Raw genomic sequence first — 18,776 nt, forward strand, 5'->3', positions numbered from 1 at the left:
GCGTTGTCCACAGGGTTGGTCACGGATTCTGTGGAGAACTTCAATGCCGCGCTACGCGTTGAAGTGCTTGTTGACGAATGCGACGATCGCATCGTTGAGTGCTTGCGGCGCGTCGCGATGAGGCGAATGTCCGCACTTGTCGAGTTTCGTCAGTTGCGTCTGCGGCGCGTTTTGCGCGATGGTGTCGATCTGCATCATCGTGCCGTAGTGATCGTCGTGACCTTGCACGGCGAGCAACGGCCTGCGAATGCGCTTTAGTTCATCGACGATGCTCCACGACCGGAACGCTGCGCTCAGCCACACATCGTTCCAGCCATAGAAGGCCGAATCGATATCGTCGTGATAGCGGGCGAGCCTGCTGCGCAGATCGGACTGTTCATACGCCGTCTTCGCGTCGGCAATGCTCGCGACGGAAATATCCTCGACGAATACGTGCGGTGCAATGACGACGGCGCCCGCGAGTGCATCGGGAAAGGCGGCAGCATAAAGCAGCGTGATCGAGCCGCCGTCGCTGTGGCCGATCAGCCACATGCATTGCCGTTCCTGAGTGCTGACACCGAGTGCATCGAGCAGCGCGGGCAATACATCGCGGGCCTGCACTGACATGAAATCGACGGGCAGCTTGACATTGTGCGGACGCGGCGTCGAACGGCCGTAGCCGGGGCGCGAGTACACGAGACCACGCATGCCGAGCCTGTTGCACAAAACCTGAGGCCAGTCTTTCCACATCGCGACCGAGCCCAGCCCTTCGTGCAGGAACAGGGCGAGCGGCGCGTCGGCCAGATGCGCGTTGAGCCAGCGGTATTCGATCTCCAACGCGCCGCGTTGCGCATTGGCCGGCAATTCAATCGACGCACTCTTCGCGTCGTCGCGCAAGGTCGTGACAGGTTCTGACATTCCGTTCATCAGCTGATTGGCTGTTCTCGCAGTTTGAAGCGTTGAATCTTACCCGTTGCCGTCTTCGGCAGATCGTCGACGAAGACGATATCACGCGGATATTTGTGCGGCGCCAGCTTGCCCTTGACGAACGATTTCAGTTCGTCGGCGAGTGCATCACATGCATCGGCACTTTGCTTCAGCACGACGAATGCACGTGTTTTCACGAGACCGCCGTGATCGATGCCGACGACGGCCGCTTCGAGGACGGAAGGATGTTGCACGAGCACCATCTCCACTTCGACTGGCGATACATACTGGCCGCTGACTTTCAGCATGTCGTCGCTGCGGCCCGCGTACTGATAGCAGCCGTTCGGCAGACGGCAATACTTGTCGCCGCTGCGGATCCATTCACCCAGGAATGTCGCGCGAGACTTCTCGCGATTGGACCAGTACATCAGCGCCGCGCTCGGCCCTTTGATGAACAGATCGCCCACTTCACCGTCGGGCACGGGATGACCCGCTTCGTCACGCAACTCCACTTCATATCCGGGCACGGGACGGCCCGTCGTTCCGTATTCCACTTCACCTGCGCGATTCGACAGAAAGATATGCAGCATCTCGGTCGAGCCGATGCCGTCGAGAATTTCGCAGCCGAAATGCGCGGTGAACCGTTCGCCGACCTCGCGCGGCAACGCTTCGCCCGCCGACGCGCAGATGCGCATAGCGACCTGCTCGCGCGGCGGCAGACTGGTCGAGATCAGCATGTTCGCGTACAGCGTCGGCACACCGTAGAAGATCGTCGGCCGATGTTCGACGAGGCGCCTGAAGATCGCGTCGGGCGTCGGCCGCTCGGACATCAGCACGGCCGTCGCGCCGACCGAAAGCGGAAAGGTCAGCGCGTTGCCGAGCCCATACGCGAAGAACAGCTTGGCGGCCGAGAACACGACATCCTGTTCGCTGATGCCGAGTACCGGTTTCGCGTAAAGCTCAGCAGTCCAGTACAGGTTGGCGTGCGTGTGCACCGTGCCTTTCGGCTTCCCCGTCGAGCCCGATGAGTACAGCCAGAACGCGATGTCATCGCCGCTACATGCATTCGGTTTCAGCATGGGCTCGGCGCCGTCGATCAACCGGTTCAACATGTATTCCGGTGGCGGATCGACCTGTACTGGCTGCGCGGCGATTAGCAGGCAGCCATCGTGTTCCGCTTCGCGCATCGCCTTCTCGACGGTCTGCAGCAGTGCGCCTGATGCGATCACGGCGCGCGCGTGACTGTGAGTGAGCATGTACAGATAGTCGGCGGCCGTGAGCAGCGTGTTCGCGACGACGGGCACGACGCCCGCGTACAGCGCGCCGAGAAACGCGATCGGCAGTTCGGCGGTGTCGAGCATCACGAGCAGGATGCGCTCTTCGGGATGCACGCCGAGCGAGCGCAACGCGGTGGCGAAACGGCGCGCGCGGTCTTCGAGTTGCGCATAGGTGACGACGCTTGCGTCGTCGATATAGGCGGGCTTGTCGGGGCGCACGTCGTTGAGGCGGAACAGATGCGACGCGAAGTTGAATTGCGCGGGGGGCGCTTCGACTTTTGGCGCGGGCTCGCTCGGGCGCGATTCCAGCAAGGCTTCCATGTGTCCTCCGGGGTATTGAGGCGGCGTGCGTATTAGTGCAGATGGGGCGCGGCTGGATGCGTTCTCAGGCGCTCGACTCGTCCAGTGTGAATTCGATTGCACCTTGCGGCAGCAGATACAGCACGAGTGCCTGTCCGCGCGCGACGGTCGGCCGATGCGCGCTGCCCGACTCATAGACGCACCAGCCGGCCGGGTGGCCGTCGAATGTCGCACCGTCGGTGAGCGGCATGATCAGATCGATTTCGCCATTCGGATGCATGTGATGCGGACCGGCAATGTCCTGCATGTCGACGACGTCGACGGAAAAGCCGTGCGTATCGGGTGTCGGCTTGATGATGCGGCCATAGCGGATGCCGCCGTGCTTGCGGTTGCACAGCCAGCCTTCGGCGACTCCCGTGCGGCATGCGTCAGCAAGCTCGCTGTACGTATCGCTACCGGAAGGCCAGGTTGCGTTGAGCCACGCAGCTAGCGACGCGTCGAGCGGACGGCCCGCGAGTTGTGCGGTAACGCCCGAGATCAGACGCTGAAAGTCCTGAGGAACCATGCTTGCCTCCTGTGTCGACGGGAGTTAGCGCTTTAGCGCTTGCTCCGGTCCCATGCAGAGCGGTCGACGGGAGTTAGCGCTTTAGCGCTTACTCCGGTCCCATGCAGAGCGGTCGACGGGAGTTAGCGCTTTAGCGCTTGCTCCGGTCCCATGCAGAGCGGTCGACGGGAGTTAGCGCTTTAGCGCCGACCCTCGTCCCATGCAGAGCATCGACCGGACTCACGGTCTCGCCTCGCTCCGAACCCATCCATCCGAGGTCGACCGGAGTCGGCGTTTCAACCGGGTTCGCACGTTGATGCGTATTCCGGTCCCATGCCTCGCACTTGTCACATGCAAGATGGCTGCTGCCGTCCGACACGCACCTTAGTTCATGTGCTGTGCGACCGATCGTCTCCGATTTCGCCTATGCCATCCGGACGAGGGCTCGCGGCGTTGTTATTGCGTCAATATGCGGCGAAAATTAACCGTTCACCTTGCGTGTGTCAAGCACTATAGTACATATACCTATGCGATGAGGGCTCGCGACATGAATCAAACTTACTCTGCCGTAGCGGCCGGTGCGGCGCCGTCTCCGGGCGCCGACGACGAAGCGCCGAAAGCCGAGCGCGAAGAGCGCGACCCGTTTCTGACGGCGATGGGCGAGCGGGTGCGCCTGCTGCGCGCGCGGCGCGGCATGACGCGCAAGACGCTGGCTGCCGAAACGGGCCTGTCCGAGCGGCATCTGGCGAATCTCGAATCAGGTCTGGGAAACGCGTCGGTGCTGGTGCTACGGCAAATCGCGGCCACGCTGAACTGTCCGCTCGCCGAAGTGATCGGCGACGAAACCACGTCCTCCGCCGAATGGCTGCTGATCCGCGAACTGCTGCAGGGGCGCGATCAGGCGGCATTGCAGCGGGCCCGCGTCGCGCTGTCGGAAATGTTCGCGCAGGCGCCGCGCGACCCGCACCGGAAGGACCGCATCGCGTTGATCGGGTTGCGCGGCGCGGGCAAGTCGACGCTCGGCCGCATGCTCGCGCAGGAGCGCAAGGTGCCGTTCATCGAGATCACGCGCGTGATCGAGCAGATGGCCGGCTGTCCCCCGTCGGAGATCCATTCGCTGTACGGAGCGAGCGCTTATAGACGGTACGAGCAGCGCGCGCTGGAAGCCGTCATCGGCGAGCACGAGCGGGCCGTGATCGCGTCGCCGGGCGGGCTCGTGTCCGAGCCCGCCACGTTCAACATGCTGCTCGCGCACTGCTTCACCGTCTGGCTTCAGGCCAGCCCCGAGGAGCACATGCGCCGCGTCGTCGCGCAGGGCGATCTGCGGCCGATGGCGGGAAGCAAGGAGGCGATGGAGGACCTGAAGCGCATTCTCGCGGGCCGCAGCGAACTGTACGGACGCGCCGACATGAGCTTCGACACCAGCGAGCGCACGCTGGCCGACGCTTATCTGCAGTTGCGCGATCGACTCGCAGCGCGGCTCGCTGCCGAACTGGGCGACGAAGCGTGATGTACTCGGGCGCCATCGGGTGGCGCTGGCGCCAGGGATAACCCGCGAACATGAAGTAAAGTGCTTTACATGGCCGTGGCGGTGCACTATTGTTCTTTCAAACAATTTGCATCCGCCTCAGGAGACGCCCCATGTCCTCAGCCATGTCTTCAGTAGACGCCCCGGTCGCGCGAGTCGACTACCGTACCGATCCGTCGCAGTACAAGCATTGGAACCTCTCGTTCAATGGCCCAGTGGCGACGCTCGGCATCGACATCGCCGAAGACGGCGGCATCCGTGACGGCTACAAGCTGAAGCTCAATTCATACGATCTGGGCGTTGACATCGAACTGCACGATGCACTTCAGCGCATCCGCTTCGAGCATCCCGAAGTGCGCACGGTCGTCCTTACCAGTCTGAAGGACCGCGTGTTCTGCTCGGGCGCGAACATCTTCATGCTGGGTCTGTCGTCGCATGCATGGAAAGTCAACTTCTGCAAGTTCACGAACGAAACGCGCAACGGCATCGAAGACTCGTCGCGTCATTCCGGCCTGAAGTTTCTTGCAGCCGTCAACGGTGCATGTGCAGGCGGCGGATACGAACTGGCACTCGCATGCGATGAGATCTATCTGGTCGATGACCGCTCGTCGTCGGTCGCGCTGCCGGAAGTGCCGCTGCTCGGCGTGCTGCCTGGCACGGGCGGCCTGACGCGTGTCACCGACAAGCGCAAGGTTCGACATGACCGCGCCGACATTTTCTGCATGCTGGTCGAAGGCATTCGGGGCGCGCGGGCGAAAGAGTGGCGACTCGTCGATGAAGTCGTGAAGCCGAACCAGTTTGAGCAGACGATCGCGGCGCGTACACTGGAACTCGCGCAGCAAAGCGACCGTCCCGCGGACGCGAAGGGCGTGACGCTCACGCGCATCGAGCGCACGGAAAGTGAGGATGGCCTCACGTATGCGACGCTGGACGTCACGATCGACCGCGCGAAACGCACGGCCACTTTCACCGCGAAAGCGCCCACGACCGATCAGCCGACCGATATCGAAGCGATCGTTGCGAAGGGTGCGAGCTGGTGGCCGCTGCAGTTCGCGCGCGAGCTCGACGACGCGATCCTGTCGATGCGAACGAACGAACTGCAAATCGGCACGTGGATACTGAAGACGGAAGGCGACGCGCGCGCGGTGCTCGCCGCCGACGCAACGCTGCTTCAGCACAAGGACCACTGGTTCGTGCGCGAAACGATTGGCCTCTTGCGCCGCACGCTTGCGCGCATCGACGTGTCGTCGCGGTCGCTGTTCGCGCTGATCGAGCCGGGTTCGTGCTTTGCCGGCACGTTCGCGGAATTCGCATTCGCCGCCGATCGCACGTACATGGCGGCGCTGCCCGCGCACGAGGACGAGGAGCCTGCAATCACGCTGTCGGAAGCCAACTTCGGCCTGTATCCGATGGTCACGCATCAGTCGCGCCTCGCGCGGCGCTTCTACGAGGAAGTCGAGCCGCTCGATGCCGCGCGCGAGAAGATCGGCCAGCCCGTGAAAGCGGTGGAAGCCGAGCGCCTGGGTCTCGTGACGGCCTCGCCGGACGATATCGACTGGGCGGACGAAATCCGCATTGCGCTCGAAGAGCGCGCGGCGATGTCGCCCGATGCGCTGACGGGCATGGAAGCGAATTTGCGCTTCAACGGTCCCGAGACGATGGAGTCGCGCATCTTCGGCCGACTGACGGCGTGGCAGAACTGGATTTTCAACCGGCCGAACGCAGTGGGCGAGAAGGGCGCGCTCAAGGTGTACGGCAAGGGCAGCAAGGCGCAATTCGACGTGTCGCGCGTTTGAGCGCTCAGCTCACGTCATCGCACGTACGTCGACACATCGATACGACGCCTCTCGCCGGACAACACGCACTGCGCTCAAGGAACCGACATGTCCACGATCAACTACAGCGACAAGATTCCCAACAACGTCAACCTCGCCGACGACCGCGCGCTGCAACGCGCGCTCGAACAATGGCAGCCTGACTTCCTGTCATGGTGGAGCGACATGGGACCGGACGGCTCGCACAACTTCGACGTCTATCTGCGCACCGCGACCAGCGTCGACCCGGGTGGCTGGGCACACTTCGATTACGTGAAGATGCCCGACTATCGCTGGGGCATCTTTCTCTCGCCCGGCGAGCAGGACCGCAAGATCCATTTTGGCGAGCACAAGGGCGAAGCCGCGTGGCAGGACGTGCCCGGCGAGCATCGCGCGAACCTGCGCCGCATCATCGTCACGCAAGGCGATACGGAGCCCGCTTCCGTCGAGCAGCAGCGTCATCTCGGCCTGACGGCGCCATCGCTGTACGATCTGCGCAACCTGTTCCAGGTGAATGTGGAAGAAGGACGTCACCTGTGGGCGATGGTGTATCTGCTGCATCGCTATTTCGGCCGCGATGGCCGCGAGGAAGCGGAAGCGCTGCTCGGCCGCCGCTCGGGCGACGACGACAATCCGCGTATCCTCGGCGCGTTCAATGAGAAAACGCCCGATTGGCTCGCGTTCTACATGTTCACGTATTTCACGGACCGCGACGGCAAATTCCAGTTGAGCGCGCTCGCCGAATCCGGCTTCGATCCGCTCGCGCGCACGACGAAGTTCATGCTGACGGAAGAAGCGCATCACATGTTCGTCGGCGAGTCGGGCGTGTCGCGTGTCGTGCAACGCACCGCGCAGGTGATGAACGAACTGAAGACCGACGACGTCAGCAAGCTTCGCGCTGCGGGCGTGATCGATCTGCCGACCATTCAGCGCTATCTGAACTTCCATTACTCGGTGACGATCGATCTGTTCGGCGCGGATCAGTCGTCGAATGCGGCGACGTTCTATAGCTCGGGCCTCAAGGGCCGCTATGAAGAAATGAAGCGCGATGACGATCATCAGTTGGGCGGCCTCAACTACAAGCTGCTCGACGTCGAAGACGGCAAGCTCATCGAGCGCGAAGCGCCGATGCTCAACGCGATGAATGAAGTGCTGCGCGACGACTACATCAAGGATTCGATGGCAGGCGTCGGGCGCTGGAACAAGGTGCTGGAGAAGGCGGGAATCGACTTTCGTCTGAGCGTGCCGCACAAGGCGTTCAACCGCCAGATCGGCACGTTCGCGGGCACGCATGTATCGCCCGATGGCCGCGTGATCGGCGAGGCCGAATGGGCCGCGAACGAAGCGAAATGGCTGCCGACCGTGGAAGACCGCGCATTCGTCGCATCGCTGATGGGGCGCGTCGTCGAGCCGGGCAAGTTCGCGAACTGGATAGCGCCGCCCGCGATGGGCATCAACCGCCAACCCGTCGACTTCGAATACGTGCGCTTCAACTGAACAGCACCAAGGCAAGAGGGCAGGAGACAGCAATCATGAACGCGCCTGTGTCGATCGAAATCCTGAAGCAGCATCTGATCGATCCGGAGATCTGCATTCGCTGCAACACGTGCGAAGAAACCTGTCCGATCGATGCGATCACGCACGACGGCACGAACTACGTCGTGAATCCCGACGTGTGCAACGCCTGCATGGCATGCGTGCCGCCGTGTCCGACGGGCGCGATCGACAACTGGCGCTCGGTGCTCAAGACCGAGGCGTACAGCATCGACGAGCAGTTCACATGGGACGTGTTGCCCGAGCAGGGAACGATGGCGCTGCCGCCATCCGCAGAGTCGCAAAGCGCGCCATCGGCGAGCAGCGACCCTACCGATGAAGCGGAAGGCATCGAGGTCGATACGATGCGCGGCGCCGTGGTGCCGCCATGGTCCGCGGCGCGTCCGTATGTGAATCTCTACACACACAGGAATCCGACGACGGCGACCGTCGTCGGCAACTATCGGCTGACAGACGAAGCGACGCAGAGCGACATCCATCACATCGTGATCGATTTCGGTCCGATGCCGTTCCCGGTGCTCGAAGGGCAGTCGATCGGTATTCTGCCGCCCGGCGGCACCGCCGATGGACGCTCGCATCATGCGCGTCAATATTCGATCGCGAGTCCGCGCGATGGCGAACGCCCCGGCTACAACAACGTGTCGCTGACCGTGAAGCGCGTGACGCAGGACTACCAGGGCAATGCGACGAACGGCGTGTGCTCGAACTATCTGTGCGATCTGAAGAAGGGCGATGTCGTCAACGTGATCGGCCCGTTCGGCAGCACCTTCCTGATGCCGAATCATCCGAACTCGCATCTGCTGATGATCTGCACGGGCACGGGCTCGGCGCCGATGCGCGCGATGACGGAGTATCGCCGCCGGCGCAGGCTGAAGGGCGCGACGGGCAAGCTGATGCTGTTCTTCGGCGCTCGCACGAAAGAAGAACTGCCTTACTTCGGCCCGTTGACGAATCTGCCGAAAGATTTCATCGACACGAACCTCGCGTTTTCACGCACGCCCGGCGAGCCGAAGCGCTACGTGCAGGACGCAATGCGAGAGCGTGCCGCCGACGTCGCCCAGATGCTCAAGGACGACAACACGTACATCTACGTGTGCGGCCTCAAGGGCATGGAAGACGGCGTGCTGCAGTCGCTGCAGGATATCGCCGGGCAGCATGGCCTCGAATGGGATGCGCTGTGGCAGAACCTCAAGCGCGAAGGGCGCCTGCATCTGGAAACGTATTAAGCACGCGAAAGAAGCGCGTAAATGAAGCGAGTCGAAGCGCTCAGGTCTTCGCGTAAGGAGATTTGGCGCCGCACGCGCGAATCACGAGTTGCACGACCTGTTCCGTCGCCGCATCGAAGGCCTTTTGCGACAATGCACGTCTGCCGCCCAGCGCGCGTATCTGCGCATCGAAATCCGCGTAGTGCTGCGTCGTCGCCCAGATCATGTACATCAGCGTCTGCGCATCGACGTTCGCGAGCAGTCCGCGTGCGATCCAGTCGTCGATGACCTTCACGCGCGTGTCTAGCCACGGTTTCACGCGTTGATCGAGGATGTCCTGCATGTGTTCGGCGCCGTGGATGATCTCGTTCGCCCACACCTTCGAGCCGAGCGGCCGCCGCCGCGACAACTCCATCTTCGCGCGCACATAGCCGCCGATCGCTTCGACAGGGTCGTCGCTGCCTTCGAACGTATTCGCCGCGCGATGCCAGTCTTCGAACAGGTCTTCGAGCACGCGCCGGTAGAGCGCGAGCTTGGTCGGGAAGTAGTAATGGACGTTGGCTTTCGGTAAGCCCGCGCGCTCCGCGATCATCGCCGTGCTCGCGCCTTCGAAGCCTCTTTCCGCGAACACCGCCTCGGCGCACGCCAGCAGATGCGCTTCGTTGCTCTCGCGAATGTGAGCCTTGCGCCGCCGCAAAGGTCGCGCCGCTTCGTCGTGATCCGTCTCGCTCACCGCTGCGTCTTCCATTGGCTTGTCGTCTTTCATCGTCGGCCTCGCGCGGTCCCGGTGCCGCGTCGCGCTTCATTCTAGCCGCTTGTGCTCACGTCGACATGGACATTCGCACCGCTTCGCAGCGCAAGCGAAAGCGCCTTGCTGCGTTGCAATCGGCATGTTTTTCGCTATGTTCCTGTCCGCACGAAAGAGATTGATTTGCTGATTTTGATCGACTACAACCTGTCCAATCGGACAGGATTCGCAAAGCGCCCCGCGCCCCCAACCGAGCGGGACACGAACGCGTTCGCGCGATGCACGCGATGCGTGCATCGATGCCCGAAAGCGAATCCGATGACGTCGCCGATGCACCAGTTTCACGGCGTCGCGAGGCATCGCAAGACCGCTCGCGTCTGAACTGCAACGCGTATTGATCCAGAGGAGCAAGACGAATGAATGCGGTATCCGAAGCGTTGAAACAACGACTCGATACGTCGATCGCCGTCAACGGAAAGCGGCTGTGGGACAGCCTGATGACGATGGCGAAAATCGGCGCGACACCGAAGGGCGGCGTCTGCCGCCTCGCGCTCACCGACCTCGACAAGCAGGGACGCGACCTGATCGCCAGCTGGGCGAAGGAGGCCGGCTGCACGGTGAGCATCGATCAGATGGGCAATGTGTTCATGCGGCGCGCGGGCACGAACGCGAATGCGTTGCCCGTGATGACGGGGTCGCATGCCGACTCGCAACCGACAGGCGGCCGCTTCGACGGCATCTATGGCGTGCTCGGCGGGCTCGAAGTGATCCGCAGCCTCAACGATCGCAACATTCAAACCGAGCATCCCATCGAAGTCGTGATCTGGACCAACGAGGAAGGCTCGCGCTTCGCGCCTGCGATGGTGGCGTCGGGCGTGTTCGCGGGCGTCTTCACGCTCGACTATGGCCTGTCGCGCAAGGACGTCGACGGCAAGACGATCGGCGAAGAACTTAAGCGGATCGGCTATGCGGGCGATGTGCCGTGCGGCGGCCGTCCGCTGCATGCCGCGTTCGAACTGCACATCGAGCAGGGACCGATACTCGAAGCGGAGCGGAAGACGATCGGCGTCGTCACCGATGCGCAAGGGCAGCGCTGGTACGAAGTTACGCTGACCGGGCAGGAAGCGCACGCGGGCCCGACGCCGATGCCGCGCCGCAAGGACGCATTGCTGGGCGCTGCGCGCGTCGTCGATCTCGTCAACCGCATCGGCCTCGATCACGCGCCGCTCGCGTGCGCGACGGTCGGCATGATGCAGGTGCATCCGAACTCGCGCAACGTGATTCCCGGCCGCGTGTTCTTCACCGTCGATTTCCGTCATCCGGACGATGCCGTGCTCGCGAAGATGGACGCTGCGCTGCGTGAAGGTGTCGAGAAGATCGCGGGCGCGATCGGCCTCGAAACGCAGCTCGAGCAGATCTTCTACTACGAGCCCGTCAGGTTTGACGCGGCATGCGTGAAGTCCGTGCGCGCCGCTGCCGAACGCTTCGGCTATTCGCATCGCGACATGGTGTCGGGCGCGGGTCATGACGCGTGCTATCTGTCGCAAGTCGCGCCGACGTCGATGGTGTTTGTGCCGTGTGTCGACGGAATCAGTCACAACGAAATTGAGGACGCGACGCCCGAATGGATCGAGGCGGGCGCGAACGTGTTGCTGCATGCGATGCTGGAGCGCGCTTGCGAGCCTGCAACGTAAGAGCCTGATCTAACGCTTTACCGATTTACCCATAGAACACATGCCGTCCCGGCTTCGTTGAAGCGAAGCCGGCAGGCACGGCTACGTCCTCACTTTGACGAAGGAACGCGTATGGCCATCAAGCAAACCGGCGACATCGCGGCACAGCGTTTGTCGTCCGAACAGCTTTCGTGCGAGTTCGCCGACATCGCGCCGTTGCTCGATCCCACAGCCGCCGCCGCGGCCGCGAGCCGCTGTCACTACTGCTACGACGCACCATGCGTGCAGGCCTGTCCGACGCAGATCGACATACCCGGCTTCATTCGCAAGATCGGCAACGGCAATCTGAAGGGCGCCGCCACCGACATTCTTTCGGCCAATCCATTGGGCGGCATGTGCGCACGCGTCTGCCCAACCGAGATTCTTTGCGAAGGCGCTTGCGTGCGCAATCACCAGGACGCGAAGCCCGTGGCGATCGGCGCGTTGCAACGTCATGCGACGGATTGGGCGATCGCGCGCGACGCCGTGCAGTTCACGCGCGCGCCCGACAGCGGACGTCATGTGGCCGTGGTCGGCGCGGGGCCGGCTGGGCTCGCGTGCGCGCATCGTCTTGCTGTTGCGGGCCATCGCGTGACGATCTACGACGCGCGCGACAAAGGCGGCGGGCTCAACGAATACGGCATCGCCGCGTACAAGACCGTCGATGACTTCGCGCAGCGCGAAGTGCAATGGCTGCTGTCGGTGGGCGGAATCGAATTGAAGACGGGTGTTGGGTCGGGCCGTGAGGTGACGCTCGACGCGTTGCGTCAACAGCATGACGCCGTATTCCTCGCGGTCGGCCTCGCGGGCGTGCGCGCGCTCGAACTCGAAGGCGAGTCGCTGAGCGGCGTGATGAACGCTGTCGACTTCATCGAGCAGGTACGTCAGGCGAAAGACCTGTCGACGGTGCCCGTCGGGCGCCGTGTGGTCGTGATCGGCGGCGGCAATACGGCTGTCGATGCCGCCGTGCAAAGCCGCAAGCTTGGCGCGGCGAGCGTGACGATGGCGTATCGGCGCGGCGTCGAATCGATGAGCGCGACATGGGCCGAACGCGAGTTCGCGCAGACTCAGGGCGTGACGCTCATCACGCATGCAAGACCCGTGCGTTTGATCGGCAGCGATGGAGTGGTGACGGGCGTCGAATTCGAACGCATCGCAAACGACAACAGCGCGGAGCGCTTCACCATCGAAGCCGACATGATGCTCAAGGCGATCGGTCAAACGCTCGTGTCCGTCGGTCTCGATCGTGAACTGCTGACGCTCGACGGCGGACGCATTGCCGTCGATGCGGACATGCGCACGTCGCTCGACAACGTCTGGGCGGGCGGCGATTGCGCGGCCTCGGGCGGCGTCGATCTGACCGTGCAGGCCGTGCAGCACGGCAAGCTCGCGGCGGCGTCGATCGACGCGGCGTTCGCGCTCGCGGCCGTCAAGGCGGCCTGAAACGAGCACGCGCAACGTCACAACACAACCGAATCCCACGGAGCCGATCATGGCCGATCTACGCTGTACGATTGCCGGCATCAATTCGCCGAATCCTTTCTGGCTCGCATCCGCGCCGCCGACCGACAAGGCGTACAACGTGAACCGCGCGTTCGAAGCGGGTTGGGGCGGCGTCGTATGGAAGACGCTCGGACTCGACCCGCATGTGGTCAACGTCAGCTCGCGTTACGGCGCGGTGCAGTGGAACGGTCAGCGCATCGCGGGCCTGAACAACATCGAGCTGATCACGGACCGGCCGCTCGATGTCAACCTGCGCGAAATCACGCAGGTCAAGCGCGACTGGCCCGACCGCGCGCTGATCGTATCGCTGATGGTGCCGTGCAACGAGCGCGACTGGAAATGGATTCTCCCGCTCGTCGAAGACACGGGCGCGGATGCCGTCGAACTGAACTTCGGCTGTCCGCACGGGATGAGCGAACGCGGGATGGGTTCGGCTGTCGGTCAGGTGCCCGAGTATATCGAGATGGTCACGCGCTGGGTCAAGGAGGGCACGAAGCTGCCGTGTCTCGTGAAGCTCACGCCGAACATCAGCGATATCCGCATGGGCTCGCGCGCCGCGTACAAAGGCGGCGCGGATGGCGTGTCGCTGATCAACACGATCAACTCGATCGTCGCCGTCGATCTCGACCAGATGGCGCCGATGCCGACCGTCGACGGCAAGGGCACGCATGGCGGCTATTGCGGACCCGCCGTCAAGCCGATCGCGCTGAACATGGTCGCCGAAATCGCACGCGATCCGCAAACGCCGGGTCTGCCCATCTCGGGCATCGGCGGCATTTCGTCATGGCGCGACGCGGCTGAATTCATCGTGCTCGGCGCGGGCAGCGTCCAGGTGTGCACGGCGGCGATGCACTACGGCTTTCGCATCGTGTCCGATCTCGCGGACGGCCTGTCGAACTGGATGGACGAAAAGGGCTACGCGACGCTCGACGGGATTCGTGGCCGCGCGGTGCCGAACGTGACCGACTGGAAGTATCTGAACCTGAAGTACGACATCAAGGCGCGCATCGATCAGGACACGTGCATCCAGTGCGGTCTGTGTCACATCGCATGCGAGGACACATCGCACCAGGCGATCACGCGCGAGAAGGACGGCAAGCGCCATTTCGAAGTGATCGACGCGGAGTGCGTCGGGTGCAATCTTTGCATGCACGTGTGCCCGGTCGAGCAATGCATCACGATGGAGCGCGTCGATAGCGGCGAGTACGCGAACTGGACGACGCATCCGAACAATCCGGCGCGCGTCGTTGCCGACGCATCCGAACCAGGCCACGCGCAAGCCGATGCACGGCACGCGGCAAAAGCAGCCTGATTTGTCGGCCATCTTCCGGCTCGACGCGTTTCGCCGAATCACATCAGAGTACGCGCGGGCTTTCGAAATCAATGAGCGGTCAATGAGCAGTCAATGAGCAGTCAACGAGCGATCAAGTGGAGATCCATCGATGAAGCAGACAGCGCAATCCGCCGACGCGCCGCATGCGGCCGGCGCGCACGGCAGCAGTCTCTATAACGACGACCTCGCGCCGACGGGCCCCGCGCAGCGCACATGGAAGTGGTATCACTTCGCGGCGCTGTGGGTCGGCATGGTGATGAACATCGCGTCGTACATGCTCGCGGCCGGCTTGACGGAAGAGGGCATGTCGCCGTGGCAGGCGGTGCTGACGGTCCTGCTCGGCAACGTGATCGTGCTGGTGCCGATGCTTCTGATCGGACATGCGGGCGCGAAGCACGGCATTCCGTATGCGGTGCTCGTGCGCTCGTCGTTCGGCACGCAGGGCGCGAAGCTGCCGGCGATGCTGCGCGCGATCGTCGCGTGCGGCTGGTACGGCATCCAGACGTGGCTCGGAGGCAGCGCGATCTATACGCTGCTCAACATCCTGACGGGCAACGCGCTGCACGGCGCGGTGCTGCCGTTTCTCGACATCTCGATTGCGCAACTCGCGTGTTTCCTCGCGTTCTGGGCCTTGCAGATCTACTTCATCGTGCACGGCACCGATTCGATCCGTTGGCTCGAAAGCTGGTCCGCGCCGATCAAGGTCGTGATGTGCATCGCGCTGGTCTGGTGGGCGACGTCGAAGGCAGGCGGCGTCGGCTCGATGCTGTCGGCGCCTTCGCAGTTCGCGCCGGGCGGCAAGAAAGAAGGGCTCTTCTGGGTCACGTTCTGGCCGGGCCTTACCGCGATGGTCGGCTTCTGGGCGACGCTCGCGCTGAATATCCCGGACTTCACGCGCTTCGCGAAGACGCAGCGCGACCAGATCGTCGGGCAGTCGATCGGCCTGCCCGTGCCGATGGCGTTGCTGTCGGTGATCTCGGTCGTCGTCACGTCGGCGACGGTCGTGATCTACGGCAAGGCGATCTGGGACCCGATCGACCTGACAAGCCGCATGACGGGCATCGGCGTCGGCATCGCGCTCATCATCCTCACGCTCGATACGATGTGCTGCAATCTCGCCGCGAATCTCGTCGGGCCCGCGTATGACTTTTCGAGCTTGTGGCCACGAGCGATTTCATATCGCACGGGCGGCCTGATGACCGCGACCATCGCGATCGTGATGATGCCGTGGAAGATTCTCGCGACCACGCAAGGCTACATCTTTACGTGGCTCGTCGGTTACTCGGCGCTGCTCGGCCCCGTTGCGGGCATCCTGATGGTCGATTACTTCCTGATTCGCGGCACGCGGCTCGATCAGCGCGAGCTGTTCGACGAAAACGGCGAATACAGCTATACGGGCGGCTGGAACATGGCCGCTGTCGTCGCGCTCGTGATCGGCGTGCTGCCGAATCTGCCCGGCTTTCTGCACACGGCGTTTCCCGCGTCGTTCCCCAACGTGCCAGGGTTCCTCAATACGCTCTACACGTATGCATGGTTCGTGGGGCTCGCACTCGCATCGATCGTGTACGGCACGTGGATGAAGCTGCGCGGCAGTCCCGGCGCGAGCATGGCGAATGCGTGAACACGGCACTTAATGAAGGAGGCAACCGATGACAACCCTGATTCGCGGCGGCACCGTGATCGACGCCGACCGCACGCACAGAGCGGACGTGTTGATCGCGGACCCGCAGGACGGCGGCACGATCCTGCAGATCGACCGCACGATCGATCCGCCCGACGGCGCGACGATCGTCGATGCGCACGATCAGTACGTGATGCCCGGCGGCATCGATCCGCATACGCACATGGAGCTGCCGTTCATGGGCACGACGGCGAGCGACGACTTCTATACGGGCACGGCGGCAGGCCTGTCGGGCGGCACGACGAGCATCATCGACTTCGTGATTCCGAGCCCGAAGCAGCCGCTCATGGATGCGTTCAAGCAATGGCGTGGCTGGGCCGAAAAGGCATCGGCGGACTACGGCTTTCACGTGGCCGTGACGTGGTGGGACGAGTCGGTGCATCGCGACATGGGCACACTCGTGCATGAGCACGGTGTGTCGAGCTTCAAGCACTTCATGGCCTACAAGAACGCGATCATGGCCGACGACGAAGTGCTCGTGAACAGCTTCTCGCGTTCGCTCGAACTCGGCGCGTTGCCGACCGTGCATGCGGAGAACGGCGAACTCGTGTTTCAGTTGCAGAAGCAACTGCTCGCGAAGGGATTCAAGGGACCGGAGGCGCATCCGCTGTCGCGTCCGCCCGAAGTGGAAGGCGAGGCCGCGAATCGTGCGATCCGCATTGCACAGGTGCTCGGCGTGCCCGTGTACATCGTGCACGTGTCGGCGAAAGAGGCTGTCGAAGCAATTTCGCGCGCGCGCAACGAAGGGCAGCGCGTGTTCGGCGAAGTGTTGCCTGGGCATCTCGTGATCGACGAATCCGTGTATCGAGACCGCGACTGGACGCGGGCCGCCGCGCATGTGATGAGCCCGCCGTTTCGCACGAGCGAGCATCGCGAGGCGCTGTGGCGCGGCCTGCAATCGGGTCAGCTCCATACGACGGCCACCGACCATTGCGTGTTCTGCGCATCGCAGAAGGCGATGGGCCGCGAGGACTTCACGAAGATTCCGAACGGCTGCGGCGGCGTCGAGGACCGGATGTCGGTGCTATGGCACGAGGGCGTGAACCGCGGACGCATCACGCCCAACGAGTTCGTGCGCATCACGTCGACGAATGCCGCGCAGATTTTCAACTTGTATCCGCGCAAAGGCGCGGTGGAGGTCGGCGCGGATGCCGATCTCGTCATATGGGACCCGGCCGCGACGAAGACGATCTCGGTGAAGACGCATCATCAGAAGGTCGACTTCAACGTGTTCGAAGGGATGACGGTGCAGGGCGTCGCGATGCACACATTCACGCGCGGCGCGCATGCGTGGGCCGACGGCGATCTGCGCGCGCAGCGCGGCACGGGCCAGTATCTGAAGCGCCCGCCCAATGCCGCGTACTACGACGCGGTGCGCGTCGCCAACAAGCTGAAGGAGCCGCATCCCGTCGAACGCTGAACCGCGCCTTTGCACCAGACTCGACCGGGCTCAATCTGGCTGCACGACACGAACGGCCGCTTCGCCTCGCAGGGCAGGAGCGGCCGTTGCTAATTTCGGGTATGCTTCCGGCCTCGCTGCGGGAGCGGCTTTCGGCGCACCACGGCGCGCGTGCGAGCAGCGCGAAAGGGAGCGGCAAATCGATGCCGAAGCCATCGGGAAGCGATGACAACGCGGCGGCGAAACGAAGCGACGAACTGCACGCCAATGTCCCATGCGCTACAAGGATTCGCGTGCGTCCGTATACTTGCGCATTGCCAACCCCTCTGTTTCGGTCTAGTTTATTCCGCCGCGGCATATATATAAGGCTTCAAATGCGTTGTGGAAATATGGACCGTTTGCTACAGTCCGCCCACGCTGCCGGACGGGGTGTTCCGGCAGACGCACGCACAACCGGATAAAACGAACCTCGGAGCACACATCATGAAGTCGATTCGATCCCTCCTGCTGATCGGCCTGCTGCAAGTCGCGACGGCCACGGCCGCGTTCGCCGCGGACGACCTCTCGAAGATCAAGTCCGCCGGCGAGATCAAGTTCGGCACGGAAGGCACCTACGCGCCGTTCACGTTCCACGATGCGTCGAACCAGTTGACGGGCTTCGATGTCGAAATCGGCCGCGCGATCGCGCAGAAGCTGGGCGTGAAGCCGGTGTTCGTCGAAGGCAAGTGGGACGGCCTGATCGCCGGTCTCGACGCGAACCGCTACGACGCCGTGATCAACGAAGTGGCCGTCACCGATGCGCGCAAGCAGAAGTACGACTTCTCGACGCCGTACATCACGTCGCACGCGGCGCTGATCGTGCGTGCGGACAACAGCGCAATCAAGACTTTCGACGACCTGAAGGGCAAGAAGTCGGCCAACACGCTGACCAGCAACTTCGGCAAGATCGCCGCCGCGCATGGCGCCGAAGTGGTCCCGGTGCAGGGCTTCAACGAATCGATCGACCTGCTGACGTCGGGCCGCGTCGATGCGACGGTCAACGATTCGCTGTCGTTCCTCGACTTCAAGAAGCACAAGCCAGACGCGAAGGTGAAGATCGCGGCGATCGACACGTCGTCGGATAGCTCGGACAAGTCGGCTGTGCTGATCCGCAAGGGCAATCCGGAGTTGCAGGCCGCGATCAACAAGGCGCTCGCCGATATCAAGGCCGACGGTACGTACGAGAAGATCTCGAACAAGTACTTCGGCAAAGACGTTTCGCAATAAGCAAGA

The 18,776-nt window shown here is 63.1% G+C and carries 14 protein-coding genes; 10 read left to right on the top strand and 4 right to left on the bottom strand.

Features of this window, described 5'->3' with window-relative positions; translation table 11 throughout:
* Window positions 1-51: 51 nt before the first annotated feature.
* From AB4Y32_RS12090 to AB4Y32_RS12100, 3 genes are all read right to left on the bottom strand, one after another.
* Window positions 52-906: an alpha/beta fold hydrolase gene (locus AB4Y32_RS12090; protein WP_439899776.1), complete on the bottom strand. Its 855-nt coding sequence runs from the start codon at window positions 904-906 to the stop codon at window positions 52-54.
* A complete protein-coding gene (locus tag AB4Y32_RS12095) occupies window positions 906-2,504 on the bottom strand; it encodes a benzoate-CoA ligase family protein (RefSeq protein ID WP_368721582.1) in 1,599 nt (532 codons plus the stop codon). The genes AB4Y32_RS12090 and AB4Y32_RS12095 overlap by 1 nt, the downstream gene beginning before the upstream one ends.
* 64 nt (window positions 2,505-2,568) lie before the next feature.
* Window positions 2,569-3,048 (bottom strand): DUF4863 family protein, encoded by a 480-nt coding sequence (locus AB4Y32_RS12100; protein WP_368721583.1) that lies wholly within the window; start codon window positions 3,046-3,048, stop codon window positions 2,569-2,571.
* A gap of 526 nt (window positions 3,049-3,574) precedes the next feature.
* Between AB4Y32_RS12100 and AB4Y32_RS12105 the strand changes: the two genes are divergently transcribed.
* From AB4Y32_RS12105 to boxA, 4 genes are all read left to right on the top strand, one after another.
* A complete protein-coding gene (locus AB4Y32_RS12105; RefSeq protein ID WP_368721584.1) occupies window positions 3,575-4,537 on the top strand; it encodes a helix-turn-helix transcriptional regulator in 963 nt (320 codons plus the stop codon).
* 131 nt (window positions 4,538-4,668) lie between these two features.
* Window positions 4,669-6,351: a 2,3-epoxybenzoyl-CoA dihydrolase gene (gene boxC / locus AB4Y32_RS12110; protein WP_439899777.1), complete on the top strand. Its 1,683-nt coding sequence runs from the start codon at window positions 4,669-4,671 to the stop codon at window positions 6,349-6,351.
* An 87-nt stretch (window positions 6,352-6,438) separates the two neighbouring features.
* A complete protein-coding gene (gene boxB, locus AB4Y32_RS12115; RefSeq protein ID WP_368721585.1) occupies window positions 6,439-7,866 on the top strand; it encodes a benzoyl-CoA 2,3-epoxidase subunit BoxB in 1,428 nt (475 codons plus the stop codon).
* Between the two features lie 35 nt (window positions 7,867-7,901).
* The gene (boxA, locus tag AB4Y32_RS12120) at window positions 7,902-9,149 is read left to right on the top strand and encodes a benzoyl-CoA 2,3-epoxidase subunit BoxA (protein WP_368721586.1); all 1,248 of its coding nucleotides are present in this window, start codon (window positions 7,902-7,904) and stop codon (window positions 9,147-9,149) included.
* 40 nt (window positions 9,150-9,189) lie between these two features.
* Here boxA and AB4Y32_RS12125 read toward each other — a convergent pair whose 3' ends face one another.
* Entirely contained in the window at window positions 9,190-9,894 is a 705-nt protein-coding gene (locus AB4Y32_RS12125) for a TetR family transcriptional regulator C-terminal domain-containing protein (protein WP_439899778.1), read from the bottom strand.
* Window positions 9,895-10,292: 398 nt separating this feature from the next.
* Between AB4Y32_RS12125 and AB4Y32_RS12130 the strand changes: the two genes are divergently transcribed.
* The 6 genes from AB4Y32_RS12130 (at window position 10,293) to AB4Y32_RS12155 (ending at window position 18,770) form a co-directional block, all read left to right on the top strand.
* Entirely contained in the window at window positions 10,293-11,570 is a 1,278-nt protein-coding gene (locus tag AB4Y32_RS12130; protein WP_368721587.1) for a Zn-dependent hydrolase, read from the top strand.
* Window positions 11,571-11,681: 111 nt separating this feature from the next.
* The gene (locus AB4Y32_RS12135) at window positions 11,682-13,031 is read left to right on the top strand and encodes an NAD(P)-dependent oxidoreductase (protein WP_368721588.1); all 1,350 of its coding nucleotides are present in this window, start codon (window positions 11,682-11,684) and stop codon (window positions 13,029-13,031) included.
* Between the two features lie 49 nt (window positions 13,032-13,080).
* Entirely contained in the window at window positions 13,081-14,403 is a 1,323-nt protein-coding gene (preA, locus tag AB4Y32_RS12140) for an NAD-dependent dihydropyrimidine dehydrogenase subunit PreA (protein ID WP_368721589.1), read from the top strand.
* A gap of 130 nt (window positions 14,404-14,533) precedes the next feature.
* The gene (locus AB4Y32_RS12145; protein WP_368721590.1) at window positions 14,534-16,045 is read left to right on the top strand and encodes an NCS1 family nucleobase:cation symporter-1; all 1,512 of its coding nucleotides are present in this window, start codon (window positions 14,534-14,536) and stop codon (window positions 16,043-16,045) included.
* A 28-nt stretch (window positions 16,046-16,073) separates the two neighbouring features.
* Complete coding sequence (gene hydA / locus AB4Y32_RS12150; protein ID WP_368721591.1) at window positions 16,074-17,525, top strand: dihydropyrimidinase; 1,452 nt, start codon at window positions 16,074-16,076, stop codon at window positions 17,523-17,525.
* Between the two features lie 462 nt (window positions 17,526-17,987).
* Window positions 17,988-18,770, top strand: coding sequence for an amino acid ABC transporter substrate-binding protein (locus AB4Y32_RS12155; protein WP_162497881.1), 783 nt, complete (start codon window positions 17,988-17,990; stop codon window positions 18,768-18,770).
* Window positions 18,771-18,776: the final 6 nt, after the last annotated feature.

Origin of the sequence: Paraburkholderia phymatum, from assembly GCF_040965635.1 — a bacterium.
In the GTDB taxonomy this organism is placed as follows: domain Bacteria; phylum Pseudomonadota; class Gammaproteobacteria; order Burkholderiales; family Burkholderiaceae; genus Paraburkholderia; species Paraburkholderia phymatum_B.